A 22,011-nucleotide genomic window follows, 5' to 3' on the forward strand; every position below is an offset into this window, starting at 1 on the left:
TAAAAAAACCTGTTAGGTTGAATTCCTCCTCAGTCTTAAAAAAAGGCCGATAGAAAACCTAACAGGTTGAATATAGTGAAATAAACCCCTAGAGATTATACTTCCAAGGCAACGATATTTTTAAAATACACTTGATTTTCTGCATCTAGGTCCACCAAAACAGCTGAGTCATTTTTAATGTAACCCGCAAGTATTTGCTTGGAAAGCTCATTCAAGATAAGACGCTGCATGGTTCGTTTCAATGGCCTAGCACCAAATTGCGGATCAAAACCAACTTCACCCAGATAATCCAGCACTTCTGGTGTAGCTTCAATTTCGATATTGGCTTCTGCCAAGCGTTTCTGAATTTCCTTCCACTGAATATCAACGATCTTTCTGGTTACCGACTTGGTCAATGGTTCAAACATGATCGTCTCATCAATTCGGTTGAGGAATTCTGGTCGAACAGATTTTTTCAGTAATTCATAAACTTCAAGTTTGGTTTTCTCCATCACTGCTTCCTTGTTCCACTCCTCCATTTCAGCAAATCGCTCCTGAATCAAATGCGATCCGATATTAGTCGTTAAGATGATGATGGTGTTTTTAAAGTTGGCAATTCTACCTTTATTATCTGTCAATCGACCATCATCCAGTACTTGGAGTAAGATATTGAACACATCCGGGTGTGCTTTTTCGATCTCATCCAACAAGACCACAGAATAAGGCTTTCGACGAACAGCCTCTGTCAGTTGCCCTCCTTCATCATAACCCACATATCCTGGAGGCGCTCCCACTAATCGTGATACGGCATGTCGCTCCTGATACTCGGACATATCGATTCTCACCATGGCGTTTTCATCGTTGAACAAGTATTCTGCGAGTGCTTTCGCAAGTTCGGTCTTACCCACACCGGTAGTACCCATGAAGATAAAGGAACCAATGGGTCGCTTGGGGTCCTGTAATCCTGCGCGACTTCTTCGTACAGCATCAGATAAAGCAACAATTGCTTCTGTCTGACCCGCAACCCGTTTCCCTAACTCATCCTCCAAATGCAAGAGTTTTTCACGCTCACTTTGGATCATTTTGGAAAGTGGGATACCTGTCCACTTGGAAACTACCGCAGCAATGTCTTCATTATCGACCTCTTCTTTCAATAAGGGAGAGCCCTGCTGCATCGCATCCAATTGTTGTTTGAATGAATCCAGCTTTTGCTCAGCTTCGATGATTTTCCCGTAGCGTATTTCAGCAACTTTCCCAAAATCACCTGCACGCTCCGCCTGCTCGGCTTCCAGCTTAAATTTATCAATGGCTTCTTTTTCTCTACGAATACCCATGATAACAGCCTTTTCCGCTTCCCACTTAGCCTTTACTGCTTGCCTCTTCTCGGTCAAGTCAGCAATTTCTTTACTAAGCACAGCTTCCTTGTCTTTATTATTTTCTCTTCGGATAGCTTCTCGCTCAATTTCCAATTGCATGATTCGTCGATTCAACTCATCTAATTCCTGAGGAAGAGAGTCGATTTCCATACGCAATTTGGCCGCAGCCTCATCCATCAAGTCAATGGCTTTATCTGGCAGGAATCGATCTGAGATGTATCGTTGAGATAATTCTACCGCCGCAATTACGGCATCATCCTTAATTCGCACCCCGTGGTGGAGCTCATACTTGTCTTTAATACCTCTCAAAATGGAAATAGCATCCGCAGCATCCGGTTCATCTACCATTACTGCTTGGAATCTTCGCTCCAATGCTTTGTCTTTCTCGATGTATTTCTGATATTCCTTCAGGGTTGTGGCACCAATCGCATGCAATTCACCTCTTGCCAAAGCTGGTTTCAATAGGTTAGCTGCATCCATTGCTCCTTCCCCTCCACCACCTGCACCGATGAGCGTGTGGATTTCGTCAATAAACAGGATAATCTCTCCATCGGAGTCAGTTACTTCTTTGATAACTGCTTTAAGACGCTCCTCAAACTCCCCTTTGTACTTGGCACCTGCCACCAACAAGCCCATATCTAAGGAGATGATGGTTTTAGATTTGAGGTTTTCAGGTACGTCACCACTGATGATTCGCTGAGCGAGGCCTTCTACGATAGCAGTTTTACCTACTCCTGGTTCACCCAAAAGTATTGGGTTGTTTTTGGTCCTACGGGCCAAAATTTGCAATACCCTCCTGATTTCTTCATCCCTGCCAATCACGGGGTCAATTTTCCCTTTCTTGGCTAAATCGTTCAGATTTTTGGAATATTTCTCCAAAGCCCTGTACTTGGATTCTGCATTTTGATCTGTCACTTTATTTCCTTGTCTTAGTTCCTTGATTGATTCTTTTAGGCTTTTTTCATTCAGCCCAAGATCTTTTAAGAGCTGGGCTGCTTTATCCGAGCCAGCCAAAATCCCCAAAAGCAAATGTTCGATTGCGACAAACTCATCTCCAAATCCTTTCAACTGTTCTTTTGATTTGGTTAATACTTGCTGAGAGGCATGAGATAGATAGGGTTGCTGTCCACTTACTTTTGGCAAACTCGCCAAAAGAGCATCCAACTTTTGGTTCAACAATGACTTGTTAATGGAGGATTTTTTAAAAAGAAAATCCACCACATGCTCATCATCTGCCAAAATTCCTTTTAAGATATGTGCTGGCTCTATGGCTTGTTGCTGTGCTGCCATAGCAAGTTCAGCTGCCTTTTGGATAGCCTCCTGAGACTTGATTGTATATTCTTTGAAATCCATAATGGTTGTAGTTACTTACCTGATGAAAGCACCCACGCAAAAAATCCTCCAATAGATAAAAACAGAAAAAATCGGAAATAATGTCTTGATTTGAGCCTTAATAAATGAAAAAACAGTCGTTTTGACAGTAAAACGACTGTTTTTTCATTTATTTTATATGATAATCCGTCTTCACTCCAGTAGCTATGCAAATGAATAGATTCATTTTGTTTTTTAGCATCTATTGACTATCATCGATTATCCGCAATAGTATTTTACAGCATGCTGACTTTAGCATCACTGCGAATAATTATAGATTCTTAATTTGAATTATCATTCGCTGGACGTAAGCGCTGCTTTTCTTCTTCTGTCATTAGGCGTTCGACGTCCCGCATGTATCGCTGCATCTCCATTTCGGATTGCTGAATGGCAATTTCAGTTTTTTTGATATTCAGCTCCATCTTTGCCAGGTCTGCATCTGTTTTTTTACCTTTTTGTATGGCTTTTTCTAGCGCTAAAGTTTGCTTGGAGAGCTTGATCTCCGCCTTCCCTTTTGCTGTCAATGCTTTATCGTAATTTTTTTGAGCTTTTTCAAGATTCACCATACGTTTTTGCTCTGCTTTTTGAATGGCTTCTTGCTGTCTTAATTCAGCTTTAAGCTTTTTTTCCTCAGCTTTCAACTGAGCTAAGCGTTGTTTTTCTTCCTTTTGCATTCGCTTTTGCTCAGCAATTTCTTCTTTGCTTAGTTCCTGCGCATACACGGAGATACCAGAACCTACAAACATGACTAGTAAAAAAAACAATACAACTATATTTTTCATTATTACACTCATTTTATTTTGAAATTTTGACTTTTTATTTGAAATATTTTTGAAAATTTAATTGAAACGTCTTACACGAACAAATGTTCTATTAAAATTACAACTTTTTGTTAGATTGTACTAAAGAATTTGATAATTTACGAGTTGATAGCTTGTTTTAGCCAACCATGAATCCAACCCTAGCGTTTAACCCCCTATCAATACCCGTATTTGCAACTGGCATATTGTTTTTGATTCTTTACTTTTTATCCGTAAAGACTGAAAATCAACATGGCGAGCGATACTTCTCGTTTTTGATGATCACCTGTTTCTTTTATGGATTGCTCTATGGTTTAGAATTATCTGCTGTCAATCTAGACACACTAACTTTGTTCTTCAAATTGGAATTCATGGCCGGTGTGTTTATAGCCCCCTTCCTACTTCTCTTTATATTAAAATACTCAGATAAATCGAAATACATAAATCCCCTGTCCACCACGCTCTTTTTTGGCATCTCTTTTTTCTTTCTGATGATGATATGGACCAATGAGATCCATCACCTGTTTTATAAAGAAATCTCGGGCAAACACAATGGTTTATTCTTTGCTATTCAACTGGAATATGGGCCTTTACACTGGGCTTATGCTATTTATAATTCCATACTGATCATCATGTCTAATGTGATATTGATTAGGATGCTTTCATCGACGCCTAAAATCTATCAAAAACAGATTTGGGTAATGCTCATAGGCACCTTGGTTCCATGGTCAGCACACTGGATCGCTGTCACAGGAAATTCACCTTATAACCTAGATTTAATCCCATTTGCATTGGCTTTCAGTGCATTGATTATCTTTTGGGCTCTTTATAAATACGGCTTCTTCAAGTCAGCACCCATTGCATTCAAAACGATTTTCAATAACATCAATGAGGGTGTCATCATTTATGATCAAACCCAAAAGATGGTTGCGCATAACTTGTCAGCTGATAAATTTCTTCAAACAACAAAAATCACAGAATTCGGTGACCTCTCTACTCTTGGGAAGTACATCAAAGAGTTAGATAAGTTAAGAGATGGTTCCGAAAAATCAATTTATATAAGCGATCCTTCGGGAGAAAAATATTTCGAATTATCATTCCAAATATACGACGATAAAAAAGTTGCCAATAATTATTTCTTTTTGACAATCAGAAATGTCACGGATCAAAAAAATGCAGAAAGCAGGATCAAGCGAAATGAGCAAAAGCTTCAAAACATCAATTTAACTTTGTTAAGAAGTGAGAAAATGCTCACTTCTATCGCTTTTGCTACAAAAGAATTGCTATCCAACCCAAACTTTACACTCGCTACACAAAAAGCGATCTCCTTATTGGGAGATGGTGCCGGTGTTGACAGAGCTTATTTATTCGAAGCGAGTAAAGATGAGGAAGGTGATTATTACATTTCCCAACGATTTGAATGGAGCGCCAATGGAGTCCCGCCAGAGATTGACAATCCTAACTTACAAAATATACCTTTGGGCATTTTTGGTGAAGAAGCTTTCACCAAGTTTCTCAAAAACCAATACTTCTACTCCATAGTAGAGAAAATTGAAGAAGACACTATTCGGGAGTTCTTACAATTTCAAGGCATTAAAACCATTATACTTATTCCGGTTTTTGTAGAAAAAGAATTTTGGGGACTCGTCGGCTTTGATGATTGCACGGAGGAGAAAGAATGGAGTGAAGCGGAAACAGCTTTATTGATCAGTTTCGCAGATTCCATTTCCAATGCTGTGGAGCGTAAAAAACTGGAAGAAAGTCTTCGTACTTCCATGGAACAAGCTAGAGAAGCATCCACTGCCAAATCTGAGTTTTTAGCCAATATGAGTCATGAAATCCGCACTCCTCTCAACGGTGTCATAGGATTTGCCGACCTACTCATCAAAACGGATCTCAAAAAAGAACAAAAAGAGTATATAGGATCGATTATGCAATCAGGAAAGCTTCTCCTAAACCTGATTAATGACATCCTGGATTTCTCAAAAATAGAAGCTGGAAAACTGGAACTTAGTTTAACTCCATGCAATATTAATGAGATTGCTAAAGAAAGCTTAAAGCTCATTTCACCAACAGCTGATCAAAAAAATCTGAACTTGATCTTATTTGTTGACCCCCAAGTCCCAGAGTTTGTAATTGCTGATATGATGCGTGTCAAACAAATCCTGATCAATCTATTGAGCAACGCAGCAAAATTCACCTCACAGGGAGAAATTGAATTGAAAATCAATCTGAAGTCACAAAATAAGTCAACGAATAGAAGTAGAATTGAATTTGCTGTAAGAGACACAGGGATTGGGATTTCCGATGAAAAGAAGCAAATTATTTTTGAAGCTTTTGCTCAAGAAGACAACTCCACCACCCGGAAATATGGGGGCACCGGTTTAGGTCTTACCATCTGTAATAAATTACTTGAGTTGATGGAAAGCGGACTTTCTGTTGAAAGTGAGCTAAATAAGGGAAGCGTTTTTTCTTTTGAACTGGAACTTGAACATACTCAGCAGTCAAATGATCCGAAAAAAATCTCAGAGACCAATAAGCCTCTTCAGAAAAAATCTACTACCAAAACAAGCACGGACGATCAATTACGGATTTTGTTAGTAGACGATAACCCAGTAAATATGCTTCTTGCCAAAACTATCGTCAAAAACATTATCCCCAAAGCTAAAATCCTAGAGGCAAAGAATGGATTAGAGGCAGTAGAACAATTCAACGCTCATAATCCTTCCATGATTTTCATGGACATCCAAATGCCAGAGATGAGTGGGTATGAAGCCACAACAGTCATTAGAAACATAGAACAAAACAAGGATTCGCGAGTTCCGATTATCGCACTTACTGCAGGTACTGTTAAGGGTGAATACGAAAAATGTCTCGCAATTGGCATGGATGCTTATTTGAGCAAGCCTGTTTTGGTAGCCGATATAGAAAATGTACTTGAGAAATACATAGGCCTACCGGATAAGAAATCTACCGAAGACAAACCAGTACTCTCACGCTATGAAGAATTCAGAGAAGCAGATCCTGAGTTTTTCAGAGAATTATTAGAAATTAGCTATGGAAATCTGACCAAATTGCAGGGTGACTTATCCATACATTTGAAAGAAAATGATTTGAACCTTCTGAAACAAACAGGTCATGCATTGAAAGGCTTGGGCTTAAATTTAGACCTACCAAATCTTACTTTGTTGGCCACAAATGTTGAAAAAGTGACTGATTTGGGACAAGAGGCAACTGAAAAAGTAGCTTCTCTCAACCAAGAAATCAATTTTATCTTAGAAAATATAGACAAGGAATTGAATCAATTGAGCTGAGAGAAGTTAAATTAAATTAGCCTGCCACAGCCATGACTTCTTCCCAAACCCGGAAAAAGTTACCATGACAGATTTTGATAATATCGTTTTTACTATAGCCTCTTTTCATCAGTTCAGCAATGATATTGGGGTACATAGATGCATCTTTTAATCCCTCTGGAAGCGTATCACCCACACCGTCAAAATCAGACCCCAAGCCCACATAATCTATCCCTACCAAATTAACCACGTGATCGATATGATCCACCACTTTGGAAACATGCACGATTGGTTTATTTTCTTCCATATAAGAAGCTATGTAAGCTTGCGCCTGTTCATCTCTTCTTGTAAGATTATTTTCAGTTAACCACTCCTGAATATGTGTACGGTTAGCTGCATTTTTCTCAGAATACGCTTGATCGATAAAACTACCACCAAAGGTAATCATCACCATTCCATTCTTTTCGGCAATCTTTTGAATGATTTCATCCGATACATTACGCTCAAATCCTGGTGTAAAATGTCTTGCAGAACTATGCGTTGCAACTATGGGCGCTGCACTCACTTCAGCCACATCTAAAAAAGTTTTGTCAGTGATATGGGAAACATCTATAATCATACCTAGGCGATTCATTTCCTTCACCACGTCTTTACCAAATTCACTCAGTCCACCATGGGTTTCTGAATCATCGTAAGAGGAGTCTCCTACCAAATTATCCCGACCATGGGTTAAAGTCATATAACGGATCCCCTTATTGTAGAAGTACTCTACATTGGAAAGATCATCTTCTATAGCAGCTGCATTCTCAATCCCCATGGGCAAAGACATCAGTCCCTTACTGAAATTGTCTTTAATTTCCTGAGGAGAACGGGCGAGTGCTAATTTATCAGGCCAGGTATTAACCATGCGCTCCACCATCATGATGAGCGTATCTGCTAAATCCTTTGCTCCACCACGGGTTTGATAAGCAGCAGGGATATAAATGGCCATAAAAGGAGCATCCATTCCACCCTCTTTGGCTCGAGGATAATCAATATTCCCTTCGGTACTTCTTGTCATAAAATCATAGACAGGACCATTCATATGATTACCCAAATTGTACATTCGGAAGGGTAAATCCATATGTCCATCCACGATGATAGTCTCTAAGGCAAGTTCTTTGGCAGCTGCCAAGCGCTCCTCGTCACTAAGGGTACTATAATCAACTTCGGTAACTTTGGACTCGCAAGACCAAAGAAAAACCAAACCGAGAATCGGAAGTAAATATTTTTTCATAGCATATAAGTTTGTTTAAAAGTATAAAATTCTGAATTTCTGCGTTATCATTCTGTATAAACGGCTCGATTGATGGGTAAAGTGTCATTTAGATGGACCGACCATATCCGATTTAAAGCACTCATGGAAACCCAAAATACAAATCGGGTTTTTTAGTACACAATGTCAAGTATTGTTGCTAATTTTAAATTATAATTAAAAATCGGCTCTATTGGCTTGTGTCATACTACTACAAGAAGTTACGCCGAACCAAAGAATATGAGTAAAGTAGAAAAAATTAATTATGAGTTGGAAAAAAACTTGGAAGTGATTTCCCAGCTCGATGGTTATGTGACTCACGCAGTGGAAAACATCTTGGTAGATCCAGATGAATGCTGGCAGCCTACCGATTTTTTACCAGATATGTCTCAACCAGATGCTTTTGATGAGTTAAAAAAACTCCAAGAGCGCTCTGCTAATATTCCAGATACCATCATCACCTCACTCGTAGGCAACATGATTACAGAGGAGGCATTGCCAAGTTACCAGACCTACTTCAATCTACTCGAAGGCATCAATGTAGAAGGTTCCCTTTTGAGTAACTCAGGCTGGGTTAGATGGTCGAAGGCTTGGACTGCCGAAGAAAATAGACATGGTGACTTACTCAACAAATATCTCTACCTCTCTGGTAGATGCGATATGAAAAAGGTGGAACAAACGATCCACCGATTGATATATAACGGATTTGATCCTCGCTCAGAGGGAGATCCATATCAGGCAATTATTTACACTTCTTTCCAAGAAAGAGCGACCAAAATCTCTCATGTCAATACTGGGAAATTGGCTGATAAAGCAGGGGATGATGTACTTTCAAGAATTTGTAAAACAATCGCCGGAGACGAAGCCAGACATGAAAAAGCTTACAAAAGCTTTATGTCGCAAATTTTCGAAATTGACCCCAATGGTTCTATCCTTGCATTTGAAAAAATGATGCGGAAGCAAATTGTGATGCCAGCTATTTTGATGGGAACCGGAGGAAGCAATCCAAGCTTGTTTGATCAATTTTCAGCCATCACGCAGAAAATCGGTGTTTACACTGGATGGGATTACGCTAGAATTATCGATCATTTGGTCAAACTATGGGACATTGAAAACCTTACTGGGCTCAATGGGATGGCTGCAAAAGCTCAAGATTATCTCGCTAACCTAAGCGAAAGATATATGCGAGTAGCCGACCGGATGAAAGCTCCAGAGGAAGTCACCCTCGCTTGGTTGAAATAAGTACACTAGCCCGGTTAATCCGGGCTTTTTTTATACTTGGGGAACAATTTTTTCAGAAATAAGCTTATTACATGTATATACACATATTTGCTTATGAGAACGATCAAAAATATACACCAAGCTGATTATCATCCTATAGCGGATCTTATCACCTATAACCCTTTGCCATCCCCTCGACTGAGACAGATTGATCCATTTATTTTCCTCAATCACCATGGTTTCCAAACCTATCCAAAAAATAATAATGGACTACCATTTGGTCCACACCCTCATAGAGGCATGGAAACTGTAACCTTCATTTTGGAAGGAGACATCATGCACAAAGACTCCGGAGGTCATGAATCCGTCATTCAGGCTGGGGGAATTCAATGGATGACCGCAGGAAGAGGCTTGATTCATGCGGAGGTTTCTTCTAGTGAGTTTAAAAAAAATGGTGGTGATTTGGAAATTTTACAGCTATGGCTCAATCTCCCTGCCAAATATAAAATGACAGAACCACGCTACATTGGCCTCCAAAAAGATGAAATCACGCATTTTGAACTGAACGATGGAAAAGTACAAGTGCAATTAATTGCAGGAGACTGGAATGGACAGCAAGGTTCTTTTGAAACATTGACACCGATTTTTTTGAGTACGGTTCATCTTTCCAAAGGAGCTGTCGTTGAAAAAAATATTCCAAGCAATGAAAATATCTTCTTCTACATCGTCAGGGGAAAAGTAAGTGTGCTGGGAGAGCAAATCCCTTTCAGAAATCTCGTGGAGTTTAACAATGATGGAGAACTATTGAAGTTTGAAGCATCGGAAGATGCAGTGGTTATCCTAGGCCATGCAGTTCCTTTCAATGAGCCTATGGTCGCCCAAGGCCCATTTGTGATGAATACACAACAAGAAATCATGGAAGCCTATAGAGACTATCAGTTAGGTAAATTCGGCTCTTGGGAAGATTAAAAATCCCTTGCCTAGAATAATTGGTTTCCTTTGTAATCAGAACACCCCGAAATAAACCTTAGCTGTTTGTTCGGGGTGTTTTTGGTTGCATAAAAGTGTCAATTTTTGATAAATCGCTTTTCTGTAATAGTCAATAACTCAAACTTGAATGCATCCTCATCATTTTCGGGATTATCGGGATGATTAATTGAGAGATATAAGCCATCTTTATGGATAAAAAAATTGCTTGGCAAATATATACCTGCCTCAAAGTAAGTTTCCCCAAGAACGTTTAATTCATCATCCAATACCATGATTACAAAAGGACCTGGAGAAGTTCTCAGTCGTTGGATTTCATTTAGATCCGAGATATCAAGTGATGGATAAGCAAATCTATAATAAAGGTTTCTGTAGGGGTCGTAAACCAAATTATCATACCGGGAACTGGTGCTCATATATTGCATCGTCTCCAATCGCTCACCACCTGAGGGAAATAGCTTTAAGCGGGCATCTAAATATTGACTCGAAACATCTTTTGACTGTAAGTCTTCTTCAAACGAAGATGCATAAAATAGCCTGTGATCTCCAAATAAGGAATAGACAATCTTATCTTTTCCCTTGGCCATACTTGGTTCAAAGTGCTTCAAACCTTCGACTAAATAATCCCCGGGATAGAGGTGATTGATAAATCTAACATTTCCATTAGTCAAATTAATGGAGTACACCATATGACTTGCACTCAAAAGTTCATTAGTGAATTCTCGATAATTTCCATTGACATGTGTTTTCACTAGTAATTCATCTCCAGAAACTATAGGCGGTGATAGAAAGTAGGATGGATGTACAAAAGCTGATGAATACCCATCGGGTACAACATAGCTCAATCGCTGTTTGACAATACCACTAGTATCTGTCAAATAAATCATTCGAACGCTTTGACCAAAGAGAAATATACTGTCTAAGTTGTGGACATGGAATCCAAACAAATCTCCTACTCCTTGCTCTCCTTCAATTTCAAAATTCAAGTTTTTTACTAAGTCCCCCTTCGCAATATCATAAATTTGAATTTCATTTCGCTGCCAAATAATATTGAATAACAACCCTTCAAAAGCCGAAAAACCTAGACTTACATTGGGAGTTTTTTCGTCAATTTCCAAAGAAATAACGACTCCCGAAGCTTCAAGCTTTTTCTCAACTTGCTTTTTTTGAGAACAAGCAAAGGTTAGAGCAGTGAATAAAAAAGCGATTGTCCAAAATTTCATAGTTGATAAATTTATAATACCGAAGGATAAACCCCCAATAATAATACACAGCAAACTTAGTTACAATTAACTATATTAATCTTCGCCAAAAATAATTTTTAAGCGTAAAGGGTCCATTATGAAAGGTTCATGTCAGAATTAAAAAAAAATCGTATTGTACATGATATTAGAGTAATCTCAAATGATTTATCTAATTGCTAGTGCGAATCAATGATATCCTGAGAAATCAGGCGATAAATCTCTGCTACTTGTTCATTGTAATTTAAAAAACGGTAGTGCTCCTCCATCGTATCAAAATCTTCTCTTTTCGCTGGACCTGTTTGAGCTTTTTTTGCGCCTAATTCTAGACTTTTACTGATGGTTTCGATGATGAGCGGCTTCAACATTTCGAAATCCAGGCCTTGCCTTGCCATAATTTCTTCGGACAATCGCAGCATATGATTCGAAAAGTTACTAGCGAAAACCGCTGCTACATGAAGAGCTTTACGATCTTTGGACCTAATCACATAAGTAAGGTCAGACAAGCTTTTGGCTAATTTTTTTAATTTAGATAAGACTACTGCATCATCAGCTTCCAAAAGAATAGGAACATCTCTAAAGTCCAATTCCCTGCCCTTAGTAAAGGTCTGTAAGGGATAAAAAATACCGGTATATGTCGCAGAACTATACCCTAAGACATCTATAGGAAGCGTTCCGGAGGTGTGAACCAATATGCTTTCTTCAGGAAGAATAACCTCATCTGCTACTTCTGTTACTGCATCATCAGAAACTGCCAAAATAAAAATCTCTGCCTCAGATTCCGAAAAATCAAGGGAATCGACTGGCTCAGTCGTGTAAAGTTTGGCTGTGAGTTTGGTGGCTTTTTGAATATCCCGACCATAAATTTCAGTGACGGTATGGCCAGCATCTTCCAAAGCACTTGCAAGATGCCAAGCCACATTTCCCGTCCCGATGATCGCTATTCTATAGGACATCCTAATATTCTAATCCCTTATCTCTCATTTTCTTAAACTCATCGTATCTACGATAAATCGCTACGCAGAAACCAATCAACATAATGATGGTGCCTGCCCAAAGGATGTTGATCTGAGGTTTAATGATTGCCTTCAACACCACATAATCTTTTTGATAACGATTGACAGTAAATACAAATTTGTTCTCCTCAGGGATGATATTTGTCAATTCTACTTTCACTCCTAATTCCGTGTCCACTACAGGTATTCTACCAACTTGTTGGCCTCGGATAATGAAAATAGGCTCCAAACGTTTCTCTATATCATAATCCTGCACTGTAAGCTTAGCTTTGACAGCGACATCACCATCAAACAAAGGAACTCCTTCTACTTCGGTCAACACCTCACCACCTTCAAAATTGGTTACAAAATCAGCAATAAAGAAAGTGTCACCAGGAGCTATTTCATACACCTCATCATCCCTCCACTCAGGATCTTCAAAGTCATTGATGGCTGAAACGAAGGTATACAAATCACGGTTGACAAATCTTCTGGAGTCAGGAGATGAGATCAGTCCCATTGCCGTATTAAACTGAGACATTGGATTTAGTGAAAACTGGAACTCATCTTCTTTATAGTAATCGATTCTGAAATAATCATTTTCTTCCAAAACGATAGGCACTATGTCTCCTTTTTGGAAATAGGTTTTTCCTCTCACAACAATATCCGCCTTGGCAATGGCCTCATTTACGCGATCAGTTTCTTGAAGGTATTTTACTGGAACCAATTCAGGCACACCACTTACTTTCTTTTGTCTCCCTCTGTAAATCGCAGTATATTCTTTAATCTGCGTTGGTTTATTGATCCAAAGCAATACGTGCTCCTTGTTCAGTTCATCTTCCCAAGAATTGCTATAGACCAACCCGGACATATTTTGAGAAATCACCTCAGAATACCCGGAAGAGAACATGGTACCTATCAAGATCAAGCCCAAACCAATATGTGCCAAGGAACCTCCTGCAAGCTTGAATGTAGCCCTCTTGATTAAGCGTGTCAGAATGGTTGCATTCGCCACAATGGTGAATACAGAAGCTAATACAACAATAATGTAGGTGATGTCAAATACTTTTCCAACAATGATAATGACGGCGGAAACCAATACAGAAATGATGTAAGGCAATACCAAAGCTTCTCTCAATGCTTTGGCATCCATCTTATTCCACCAAAAATACTGTCCAACAGCTGTTAATAATGCTACCACGACCGCAAACCATAATTGGAATTTAGTGTAGAAGCCAACCTGATCTACAGGCGGAGCGATGTTGGATATACCGCCGAAACTTTCCACGATGGAATTCCAAACAGGAATAGAAGTTGGAAGAATCACCTGAAAAGCCATCAATGCCAAGGTCGTGGCACCTATGAAAATCCAAAATTCACGGGAATAAACATCTGCTTCTTTTTCGGATGTAGGAATGTGTTTCCAATGCTTCGCTGCCAAGAAAATTGCTACTGCAAGGAAAAACAACATATAAATCAAAAGCTGACCAGAAAGTCCTAAATCTGTAAAAGAGTGTACAGAAGAGTCCCCCAACACCCCCGAACGTACCAAGAAGGTTGCATATAACACCAAGATGAAGGATGCTATAATCAATACAATGGAGGATTTCAAAGCTGTGCTACTCTTCTTAAAGGTAATCATGGTATGTATACCCGCTACCAGAATCAACCAAGGCACATAAACAGCATTTTCAACAGGGTCCCAATTCCAATAACCTCCAAAGTTTAGCGTCACATAAGCCCAATAAGCCCCCATGATGATACCCATTCCCAAGATCATGGCAGAAAACTGTGCCCAAGGCAAAGCAGGCCTTACCCACTCGGTATATTTTCTAGTCGCAAGTCCACCGATTAAGAAGGCAAAAGGAATCAAAGTAGAAGCATATCCCAAGAACAAAGTAGGCGGGTGAATCACCATCCAAATATTCTGCAACAAAGGATTCAAGCCCGTACCATCCTCCGGAATAAAATCAGGATTGAGTTGGAAGATCGGAGCATTCACTGCATCTCTTAAGAGGATAAATGGAGAACTACCTATTTTCAATTCACCGATAACTACACCCAAAATCATGGATACGAGGAAAGCTTGTACCAAAGAGAAAACAACCATCACTGGCCCTTCCCACTTTTTATTTGTCTGGATCAATACTAAGCCAAGTACCACATTCCAAAATATCCAAAGGATAAAAGATCCCTCCTGACCTTCCCAGAAACTGGAAATCATGTAATGGACAGGAAGTGCCATGGAGGAATGCGAGTACGCATAGAAATATTCAAATCTATGATTATAAATAATTTCAAATAGCGCAAAAGCAATGGCAAAACTGGCGATAGAGTGGATATAAAAGGCTATCCGACTAAATCTTCTCCAATTGGGCTTTTCCAATTCGGGAACGACGGTGTACTGATAATATGCGTATGCAGTAATTAAAGAGGTCACAAATGCCAAGATGACGGCAAAGTGACCGATATTACCGATGAGGGTATTAATCATTTTCTCGATTGTTAAAGGAGCTTACATACCTGCTTGCGCAAGGTCATTCTCCTGATACTTAGATGGACACTTCATAAGGATTTTGTCAGCGACAAATAAATCCTCCGTTTTGTAAGAACCGATGACTACAACCTGTTCTGCACGTGCAAAGTCTGGCGGAACTGGTTCATTGTAAAAAACTTTTTGCTCTGTCCCATCATTATCCACCATCATAAAGTAGAAGGATGTTTTATTCGGATTCACCTCAATACCTTCTACATTTCCGTTATCTGCTTTCTTCAACTCTCCTACCACATGTATAGGCTTTTCATCGCCGCTAAGCATCATTTTCTTAGCAGTCGAAAAACTTTCATAGGTACTTGCGTCACCAATCATGGAAATGATGATGATGATTGCCACTGCAATAACCCCCAAACCCAACAAATGACCCTTTTTCATATAGTTACTTTTTATAATTTCTGATCCTCTAACAGTTTCTCCAAACGAGCCACTTTTCTATCGGTATTGATAGTATACACAACGATACCTGCAAAGACAATTACTATAATGCCCACCAAGACATAAATTTTCCCTTCTGCGCGCATCACATCCGCCATTTCTACACGGGTATTTTGATAGTCGGATTCATTGATTGCGATTTTTTCCTGAGCAGACACCTGAAGCGTAAGCATCAGAAAAAGGATGATTAAGTACTTTTTCATGAAACTTGGTTGATCAATTTATCTTCTAACTTTCTTTCTACTCTTCTTAGCCTTACACGTACAACGCTCATCCAAGTTCCCAAAAGTGTCCATCCGATGATCGCTGGATAAAACACCATGCGCAATTTACTATCGAGATCATAGGCATTGAAGCCTGGATTTCCACCATTTCCAGGATGAAGACTATCGGTTAATCTTGGCAAAACAAAAATCAACGGAATAAAGGCAGCAAATGCAAAAATATTATAAACAGCACCTATGCGAGCGCGCTGATGTACGTCCGTAAGTGAGTTGCGCAAGATGGAATATGCAAAATACATCAGAAGTCCAATGGCAGTTGCATTCTGCTTAGGATCTCCACTCCAGTAATCTCCCCATGTATATTTAGCCCACAACATCCCCGTCACAATTCCTAATATGCCAAATAAGATGGCTGCGTTGGTAAACTCAACAGCCATATCATCATGTTTGAGGTCATTGGTGCGTAGATACTTCACACTTTGCACTACCGCCACTACCAACAAGATGATCATTCCAAACCACATAGTCACGTGAAAGTACAAGGCTCGAATAGTCTCATTTAAAATAGGTAAACGAGGCACATCTTGGATTAACCCAACAGTCAGAGTGTATAAGAGCAATAGAATCGTGAGAACTTTCCACCAATTTTTCTTCATCAGCGTATTTTTTGCTAATTAAGTGCAAAAATACGCTATAAGTTCCTGATTACTGTGCTTTTTGTCATAAACTTCCACCCTTATTCTTTTTTACCAAGCTCCTGATTCAAAAATTGTGTTAATTTTTGCTTATAAACCGAGGAATCGGATGGGTAACTTGGAATCAAGTCCTTTTTCTCAGGAAAGCTTTCCATGTGTAGTGTCTGCGTAGGGAATGCAAAGCGAACGCCCAAGACTTCTGCTAATTGGACGATTTGAATCAGTACCTCATGTCTACATCGTAATTCCTCGGGCCAGGTTGGCACTTCGAAAAAGATGTAAAACATAATATCCTTGCTATAGGAAGAGAGGTTGTTGAAGTAAATATTGAAAGCATCTTTCCGTGTATCTGCATGCTTCAGTACAATCTTTCGAAGTCCTTGCACAAAGGTCTCAATTAACTCATGTGGGGTATCGTAGGTAACAGTCAAGGTAGTATAAAACCTTCTATATTGCCTCAATCCGTGATTATCAATGGTGGCATCGGCAATTTTCCCATTAGGAATATACGTAACGGAGTTACGGAAGGTCCGAATTCGAGTGGAACGAAAGCCAACTTCCTCCACTGTGCCATCCACATCCCCGGAAGTAATCCAATCCCCCACCTGAAATGGCTTATCTATAAAGATCATCACAGAGCCAAAGAAATTTTTGATGGTATCCTGCGCAGCCAAAGCAAAGGCCAAACCACCGATTGATAAGCCCGTCAAAAAAGGCACAATATCAACATCTAAGCCTTCCTTCAAAATAAACAACGTACCGACGACGACGACGAAAGACTTTAAGGTTTTGCGAACGAGAGGTACCAATTGGTCATCCAAAGTCGATTCCGTCTTCTCAGCCAGCTTTGCAAAATACAAGGCAATGATGTCTACGATTTTGTAAAAAACGATGGTCAATACAAACGGCTTGGCCGCATGCAACATTTTTAAAACGAAAGAAACGACTTCTACCGGCAATTGAAGCAATCGGATAATTAAAGCAGAAACCAATACAATCAAGTAGATGCTCAGCACTTTGGCCACTGGCAAAATATACCGCTCTCCTAGATATCCGTAGCCCAGGCGATTCAGAGTGTATAAAATGACCCGATCAAAGATAAAAGTGAATAGTTTGTGAGCTAAAAAAAGCAGCAGGATAAAACCAAAAAGGCCGACAAGCTGCCAAGTCTGAAACCCAAAGTAGGTATTAGTTCCTATTTTGGGAAGCTGATTGATTAGCTTATCCGTCCCAAAAGGGAAGGTCTGTCGATGCAATTCATCTAATTGACTAATGGTAAATGCACTGAATTTCCACTCATCCCCATATCGCTGAAGATACACCAGTGGCAACACTTTACTGTCAAAAAAATACTTGGACTGATTGGTATACAGTGTATCGATGTAATCGGGATCATTTGATATCTCTGCAAACTTGACGACTACCCCATTTCCATCAAAAATCTGCTTCAATTTAATTGCTAGCTCACGTGGCTCTGCTCCTTCTACCTTGTCATCTATCATCAAAGCCAAAGCAGCAGCCTCAGGATCAAAATTATCTTCCCTCAAATTAAGAAAGAAGGTAAGGGAGGCAGTATAAGGTGATTTTAGATTGTGATAATCTTCCGGATCTACGGGAACAGGACTTCCGTCAACCATCACTTGCCCCATTACCGGAGCCCAAGTCAGAGAAATAATAGCAATCAGCCAAAACAATTTTTTCATCATCCATGCATGTAATTAAGCCGCAAAATTAATAAAATAAACTGTTTCAGCTTTGCCCATCCCTTCTTCTTACTCAAAAGGGCAATCGATACTCCGCTAATTTATTACCCGAAATGGTATAAATTAAATACTCATTTTGGCTTCCTGCATAGATTAATTCCATTTTTTCTGCGGAAGAAATCGGCACCGCATTCAGCAACTCACCTCTTAATCCGTAGAGGTATAAAAACTCCTGATCCCTATCTAAGACACCAATCAGATTTTTATCTCCTCCAAAAGTATATAACTGAAAATCCAAATTTTCTGAGACTACTTCCTTCTCGAAAATCAACTGATAAGTCTCATCGTAAAAACCTACTTTATTGTAACTATGGGTAGCTATTAGATACCTGTCTTCTTTTTGATCTTTGACTAGGACAAAACGGGTATCCCGATCTTCTTTCGCCAACTGATTCCTGTAAGTAAGCTCTCCATTGAAATTCACTTGCACGATTTCCCCTCCCACTGTTACAGTTACCAAACGGGTATCTTTGGCATTACCTCTCTCTATGATGGTGTAATCCGTCCCCAAAGCATCTCCCAATCTAAATGGACTACCTACTTCAGGTTCACCCCGACGGTTAAAAAAGTACAATTCTCCCCTTTTTGATAGGGCTACCATACGATCGCCCACCCCTGCTATACGATGATGAGCTGGCTTGACAACAGGCTCTCCACTGATATTTTTAGGATTCCAACCATCCAAGGTTTTTCCAGCACGATCCAATAACCATAAATTTCCATCCGCTGTACCCAAAAAATACCGGTAGTCCCGATCATTGTTGTAATCAACCAAATTGAGTTGAGTAATACTCTCTTCCTGTGTTGGACTCACTGGAAAGCCTGGGATATAATTCCCCAAACGATCGATGATATGTACTTGATTTGGGGTAGCAAAGAGCATTTGCAACTTACCGTTTTTCAAATAATCCACCTGAAAAATATCAGAAACAATGGGTCCTTCCAACATCCTTGAAAAAACCTGTTCCATGTCTTTCGTGATTAAATACATGACATTGCTTTCATCCTGCACAACAAATTCAGGACTCTTGTCATTGAAATTCAATACTCTCTTTGGCCCATACTGGAGTTGGTTGGGGAGAAGGATAGATTTGGTTTCGGACAAAAATACATCCTGCCTAGCCTGTGGCTTAACAGCTGCAACTTGATGTCCCAATCTAATCGTCGTTGATAACTTATTGGCTGAAAAATCCTGTAAACTCACATTTAAGCTTTGAAAGGACTGCAAGTTCTGCGCATACTTTTGGAAGAAAGATGTCCATGAAGGAGAACTGATATCCATAAGCGTACTCCAAGAAAGTGGAATATCCAGGTAAAACTGCATAAGCTGTTCTGGATTTTTGTAAAACACCTGTCTGCTGAAACTTTTAGAAACATAATCATCTAAAAACAACTTCATTGCCTTAGAGCTATTGGCAAAAACCAAATGCCCATCCAATCCTGTCACGTAAGTATCTGGGAAACCTAGAAACTTACCCCCAAACATGTGGGCGGGAAATTCCTCGACAGAAAGCACAAAGATTTCATTCGTGCCAAAGAAATCCACATTGCCCTTCGACATATCAAGTTGGGTTGTCGCTGGATTAAATGCTTTCAGTAACTCCAATTGTCTTCGTAGTTCCTTCGTCTTTAGAATTAATACCCGATCCTGCGCATTGCTGCTTACTTTTTCGAAATTCAATAGTAGCACTTGTCCATCAAGCTGATCGAAAAAACCATTTCCTAGAAGTCTTTTCTCAACATCTCCTTTTACAGTACTTTTCTCATTGAAAGCCTCGTTTTCAAAAAAGTTGATTCCTGAAATATTTTCAAAATTAAAACTTACCCAAGAAGATACCCGATTAGTGACAAATCCATCTACCTCAAAATTCGCCATTCCTACCTTTGGATTCACGGATGTTTCAGGGAAAATAGTGGTTCCTCTCAGTAAGATCTCACCTTCCTCAAAATCAACCTCATAATTACCTATCAGCTTATTTTTAGAGAACAACTGATCCAATGCTTGACTTTGGCTTTTTGAAATTCCTTCTATCAGCCGAGCGAAGCCATTGGAAGACACTCTTAAAGTCCCTAGCCCTCTGCTTTCTGGTAAAGCTGTAAACAATGCTTTGTTGACTTCTCGGAAATTAGATAAGGAAGTGTTTTGAGAATGACGAATAGCTTCTTCTACCAAAAAAGAAGTAAAACTTCCAACCAATACATCCCCTACCCAGGTAAAAGAAAAGTTTCTATCAAGATTTAATGATTGAAACTCTTTAATGGTTACACCTGAGTACATGCGCTCATTGATTTGGGAGAGTTCGGGAAGGTTGGCTTCCAAGTATTTTAAAAAGCTTTTTTCGTCTGCATTTTTCAAATGGATTGTAAACAAAAAATCAAAATCATCCCTTCCGACCGGATGCAGGGAAATGCTGGCTTTTTTGCCTTTCAATAATCCTGAGAATGATTGATAACCTTCCAGCACCGAGGCAAATGCTGCCACTTGTACATCAGCATCATTAACAGAAGGAATTTCCTGAAGCGTATACCAAAAAGGCTGTGTTGTTAGTTTTTCCCAAAATTCATCGCCTTGCGAAGTTTCCAATACAAAAATGGCATCAGCAGAAATCAGATGCATCCCATCGATTCCCTTTTTACCAATGATCTCTTGGTACACATAATAGAGCCCATATCCGAGCCCGGCAAAAAACAAACTAAGGGTAATGACTTTTAATATTCTCACAGAACAGTAAACGATAAATATTGGGAAAATGGATGATTTCTGCTCAAAAATACGAATAAAACAAAAATCCCGACATAACTATCGGGATTCTTGCTTATCTATAATAGAAGAATGATTACTTGGAAGACAAGTTATCCAATACATTCATCACTTCTTTCACATGACCTCTAGACACTTCCAACAAGGCTTTTTCCTCATCATTTAGATCTAGTTCGATCACTTTTTCTACACCATTTCTACCTAGAATTACTGGTACACCTAAGTAGCAATCGTCGATACCGTACTCACCATCCAACTTGATACATACAGGGAATACTCTACGCTGATTTTTCAAGATAGCTTCCACCATTTGAGCAGATGCAGAACCTGGTGCATACCAAGCAGATGTACCCATCAACTTCACCAATTCACCACCACCAAATTTTGTACGCTCGATAATTGCGTCCAATTTATCTTTTGCAATCATTTCTGTCACAGGGATACCCGCAACAGTAGTGTAACGCGGAAGTGGAACCATGGTATCACCGTGGCCACCCATCAAGATTGCTTGGATTTCTTTACCAGAAATATTTAGCTCTTCAGCCAAAAATGCTCTGTAACGGGCAGTATCCAAAATACCCGCCATACCCATTACCTTGGTTCTTGGTAATTGAGAAGTGATGTGGGCCTGATAGGTCATTACATCCAAAGGATTGGAAACTACAATGATGATCGCATTTGGAGAGTGCTGAATCACATTTTCTGTAACCGTTTTCACGATGCCAGCATTGGTTTCGATCAAATCATCGCGGGTCATCCCCGGCTTTCTTGGAAGACCAGAAGTGATGACTACTACATCAGAATTTGCTGTTTTAGAGTAGTCATTTGTGCTACCCACAGTTCTGCTGTCATACTGATTGATTGGAGCTTTTTGCCAGATGTCAAGGGCTTTGCCCTCAGCCATACCTTCTTTGATGTCCAATAAAACAATTTCTTCAGCTATTTCTCTGTAAGCTAAAACATCCGCACAGGTAGCACCTACGTTACCTGCTCCAACTACAGTTACTTTTGTCATGATA

Annotated in this window: 15 protein-coding genes; 3 read left to right on the forward strand and 12 right to left on the reverse strand. The window is 39.6% G+C overall.

Translation table 11 applies throughout. The features are described from left to right. Positions 1 to 95: 95 nt before the first annotated feature. The gene (gene clpB / locus ACXIUD_RS10115) at positions 96 to 2,708 is read right to left on the reverse strand and encodes an ATP-dependent chaperone ClpB (protein ID WP_458052516.1); all 2,613 of its coding nucleotides are present in this window, start codon (positions 2,706 to 2,708) and stop codon (positions 96 to 98) included. Positions 2,709 to 3,007: 299 nt separating this feature from the next. Next, positions 3,008 to 3,508, reverse strand: a complete 501-nt coding sequence (locus ACXIUD_RS10120; RefSeq protein WP_458052517.1) for a hypothetical protein — start codon at positions 3,506 to 3,508, stop codon at positions 3,008 to 3,010. Positions 3,509 to 3,675: 167 nt separating this feature from the next. Here ACXIUD_RS10120 and ACXIUD_RS10125 point away from each other — a divergent pair, with 167 nt between their 5' ends. Further along, complete coding sequence (locus tag ACXIUD_RS10125; RefSeq protein ID WP_458052518.1) at positions 3,676 to 6,840, forward strand: histidine kinase N-terminal 7TM domain-containing protein; 3,165 nt, start codon at positions 3,676 to 3,678, stop codon at positions 6,838 to 6,840. A gap of 16 nt (positions 6,841 to 6,856) precedes the next feature. On the opposite strand, the gene ACXIUD_RS10130 is transcribed toward ACXIUD_RS10125, so the two are convergent. Then, positions 6,857 to 8,095 carry a dipeptidase gene (locus tag ACXIUD_RS10130; protein WP_458052519.1) on the reverse strand — a complete coding sequence of 413 codons (1,239 nt, stop codon included), beginning with the start codon at positions 8,093 to 8,095 and terminating at the stop codon, positions 6,857 to 6,859. A gap of 258 nt (positions 8,096 to 8,353) precedes the next feature. On the opposite strand from ACXIUD_RS10130, the gene ACXIUD_RS10135 reads away from it, so the two are divergent. Together ACXIUD_RS10135 and ACXIUD_RS10140 are read left to right on the forward strand one after the other, a co-directional pair. Continuing rightward, positions 8,354 to 9,355 (forward strand): acyl-ACP desaturase, encoded by a 1,002-nt coding sequence (locus ACXIUD_RS10135; RefSeq protein WP_458052520.1) that lies wholly within the window; start codon positions 8,354 to 8,356, stop codon positions 9,353 to 9,355. Positions 9,356 to 9,448: 93 nt separating this feature from the next. Further along, positions 9,449 to 10,303, forward strand: coding sequence for a pirin family protein (locus tag ACXIUD_RS10140; protein ID WP_458052521.1), 855 nt, complete (start codon positions 9,449 to 9,451; stop codon positions 10,301 to 10,303). A gap of 98 nt (positions 10,304 to 10,401) precedes the next feature. On the opposite strand, the gene ACXIUD_RS10145 is transcribed toward ACXIUD_RS10140, so the two are convergent. The 9 genes from ACXIUD_RS10145 to mdh form a co-directional block, all read right to left on the reverse strand. Beyond that, complete coding sequence (locus ACXIUD_RS10145) at positions 10,402 to 11,544, reverse strand: DUF4221 family protein (RefSeq protein WP_458052522.1); 1,143 nt, start codon at positions 11,542 to 11,544, stop codon at positions 10,402 to 10,404. Between the two features lie 197 nt (positions 11,545 to 11,741). After that, a complete protein-coding gene (locus tag ACXIUD_RS10150; RefSeq protein ID WP_458052523.1) occupies positions 11,742 to 12,518 on the reverse strand; it encodes a Rossmann-like and DUF2520 domain-containing protein in 777 nt (258 codons plus the stop codon). A 1-nt stretch (position 12,519) separates the two neighbouring features. Continuing rightward, on the reverse strand, positions 12,520 to 15,051 hold the full coding sequence (ccsA, locus tag ACXIUD_RS10155) for a cytochrome c biogenesis protein CcsA (RefSeq protein WP_458052524.1): 2,532 nt from the start codon (positions 15,049 to 15,051) through the stop codon (positions 12,520 to 12,522). A 21-nt stretch (positions 15,052 to 15,072) separates the two neighbouring features. Beyond that, complete coding sequence (locus ACXIUD_RS10160; RefSeq protein ID WP_189579595.1) at positions 15,073 to 15,489, reverse strand: cytochrome c maturation protein CcmE domain-containing protein; 417 nt, start codon at positions 15,487 to 15,489, stop codon at positions 15,073 to 15,075. A gap of 11 nt (positions 15,490 to 15,500) precedes the next feature. Next, positions 15,501 to 15,752, reverse strand: coding sequence for a CcmD family protein (locus ACXIUD_RS10165; protein ID WP_458052525.1), 252 nt, complete (start codon positions 15,750 to 15,752; stop codon positions 15,501 to 15,503). Continuing rightward, positions 15,749 to 16,429 (reverse strand): cytochrome c biogenesis protein CcsA, encoded by a 681-nt coding sequence (gene ccsA / locus ACXIUD_RS10170; RefSeq protein ID WP_458052526.1) that lies wholly within the window; start codon positions 16,427 to 16,429, stop codon positions 15,749 to 15,751. Before ccsA (ACXIUD_RS10170) ends, ACXIUD_RS10165 begins: the two co-directional genes overlap by 4 nt. An 80-nt stretch (positions 16,430 to 16,509) precedes the next feature. Continuing rightward, positions 16,510 to 18,174, reverse strand: coding sequence for a mechanosensitive ion channel family protein (locus tag ACXIUD_RS10175; RefSeq protein WP_458052527.1), 1,665 nt, complete (start codon positions 18,172 to 18,174; stop codon positions 16,510 to 16,512). Between the two features lie 70 nt (positions 18,175 to 18,244). Continuing rightward, the gene (locus tag ACXIUD_RS10180; protein ID WP_458052528.1) at positions 18,245 to 20,953 is read right to left on the reverse strand and encodes a hypothetical protein; all 2,709 of its coding nucleotides are present in this window, start codon (positions 20,951 to 20,953) and stop codon (positions 18,245 to 18,247) included. Between the two features lie 115 nt (positions 20,954 to 21,068). Then, positions 21,069 to 22,007, reverse strand: coding sequence for a malate dehydrogenase (gene mdh, locus ACXIUD_RS10185; RefSeq protein ID WP_458052529.1), 939 nt, complete (start codon positions 22,005 to 22,007; stop codon positions 21,069 to 21,071). Positions 22,008 to 22,011 lie beyond the last annotated feature (4 nt).

It is taken from the genome of Mongoliitalea sp. (assembly GCF_054166905.1).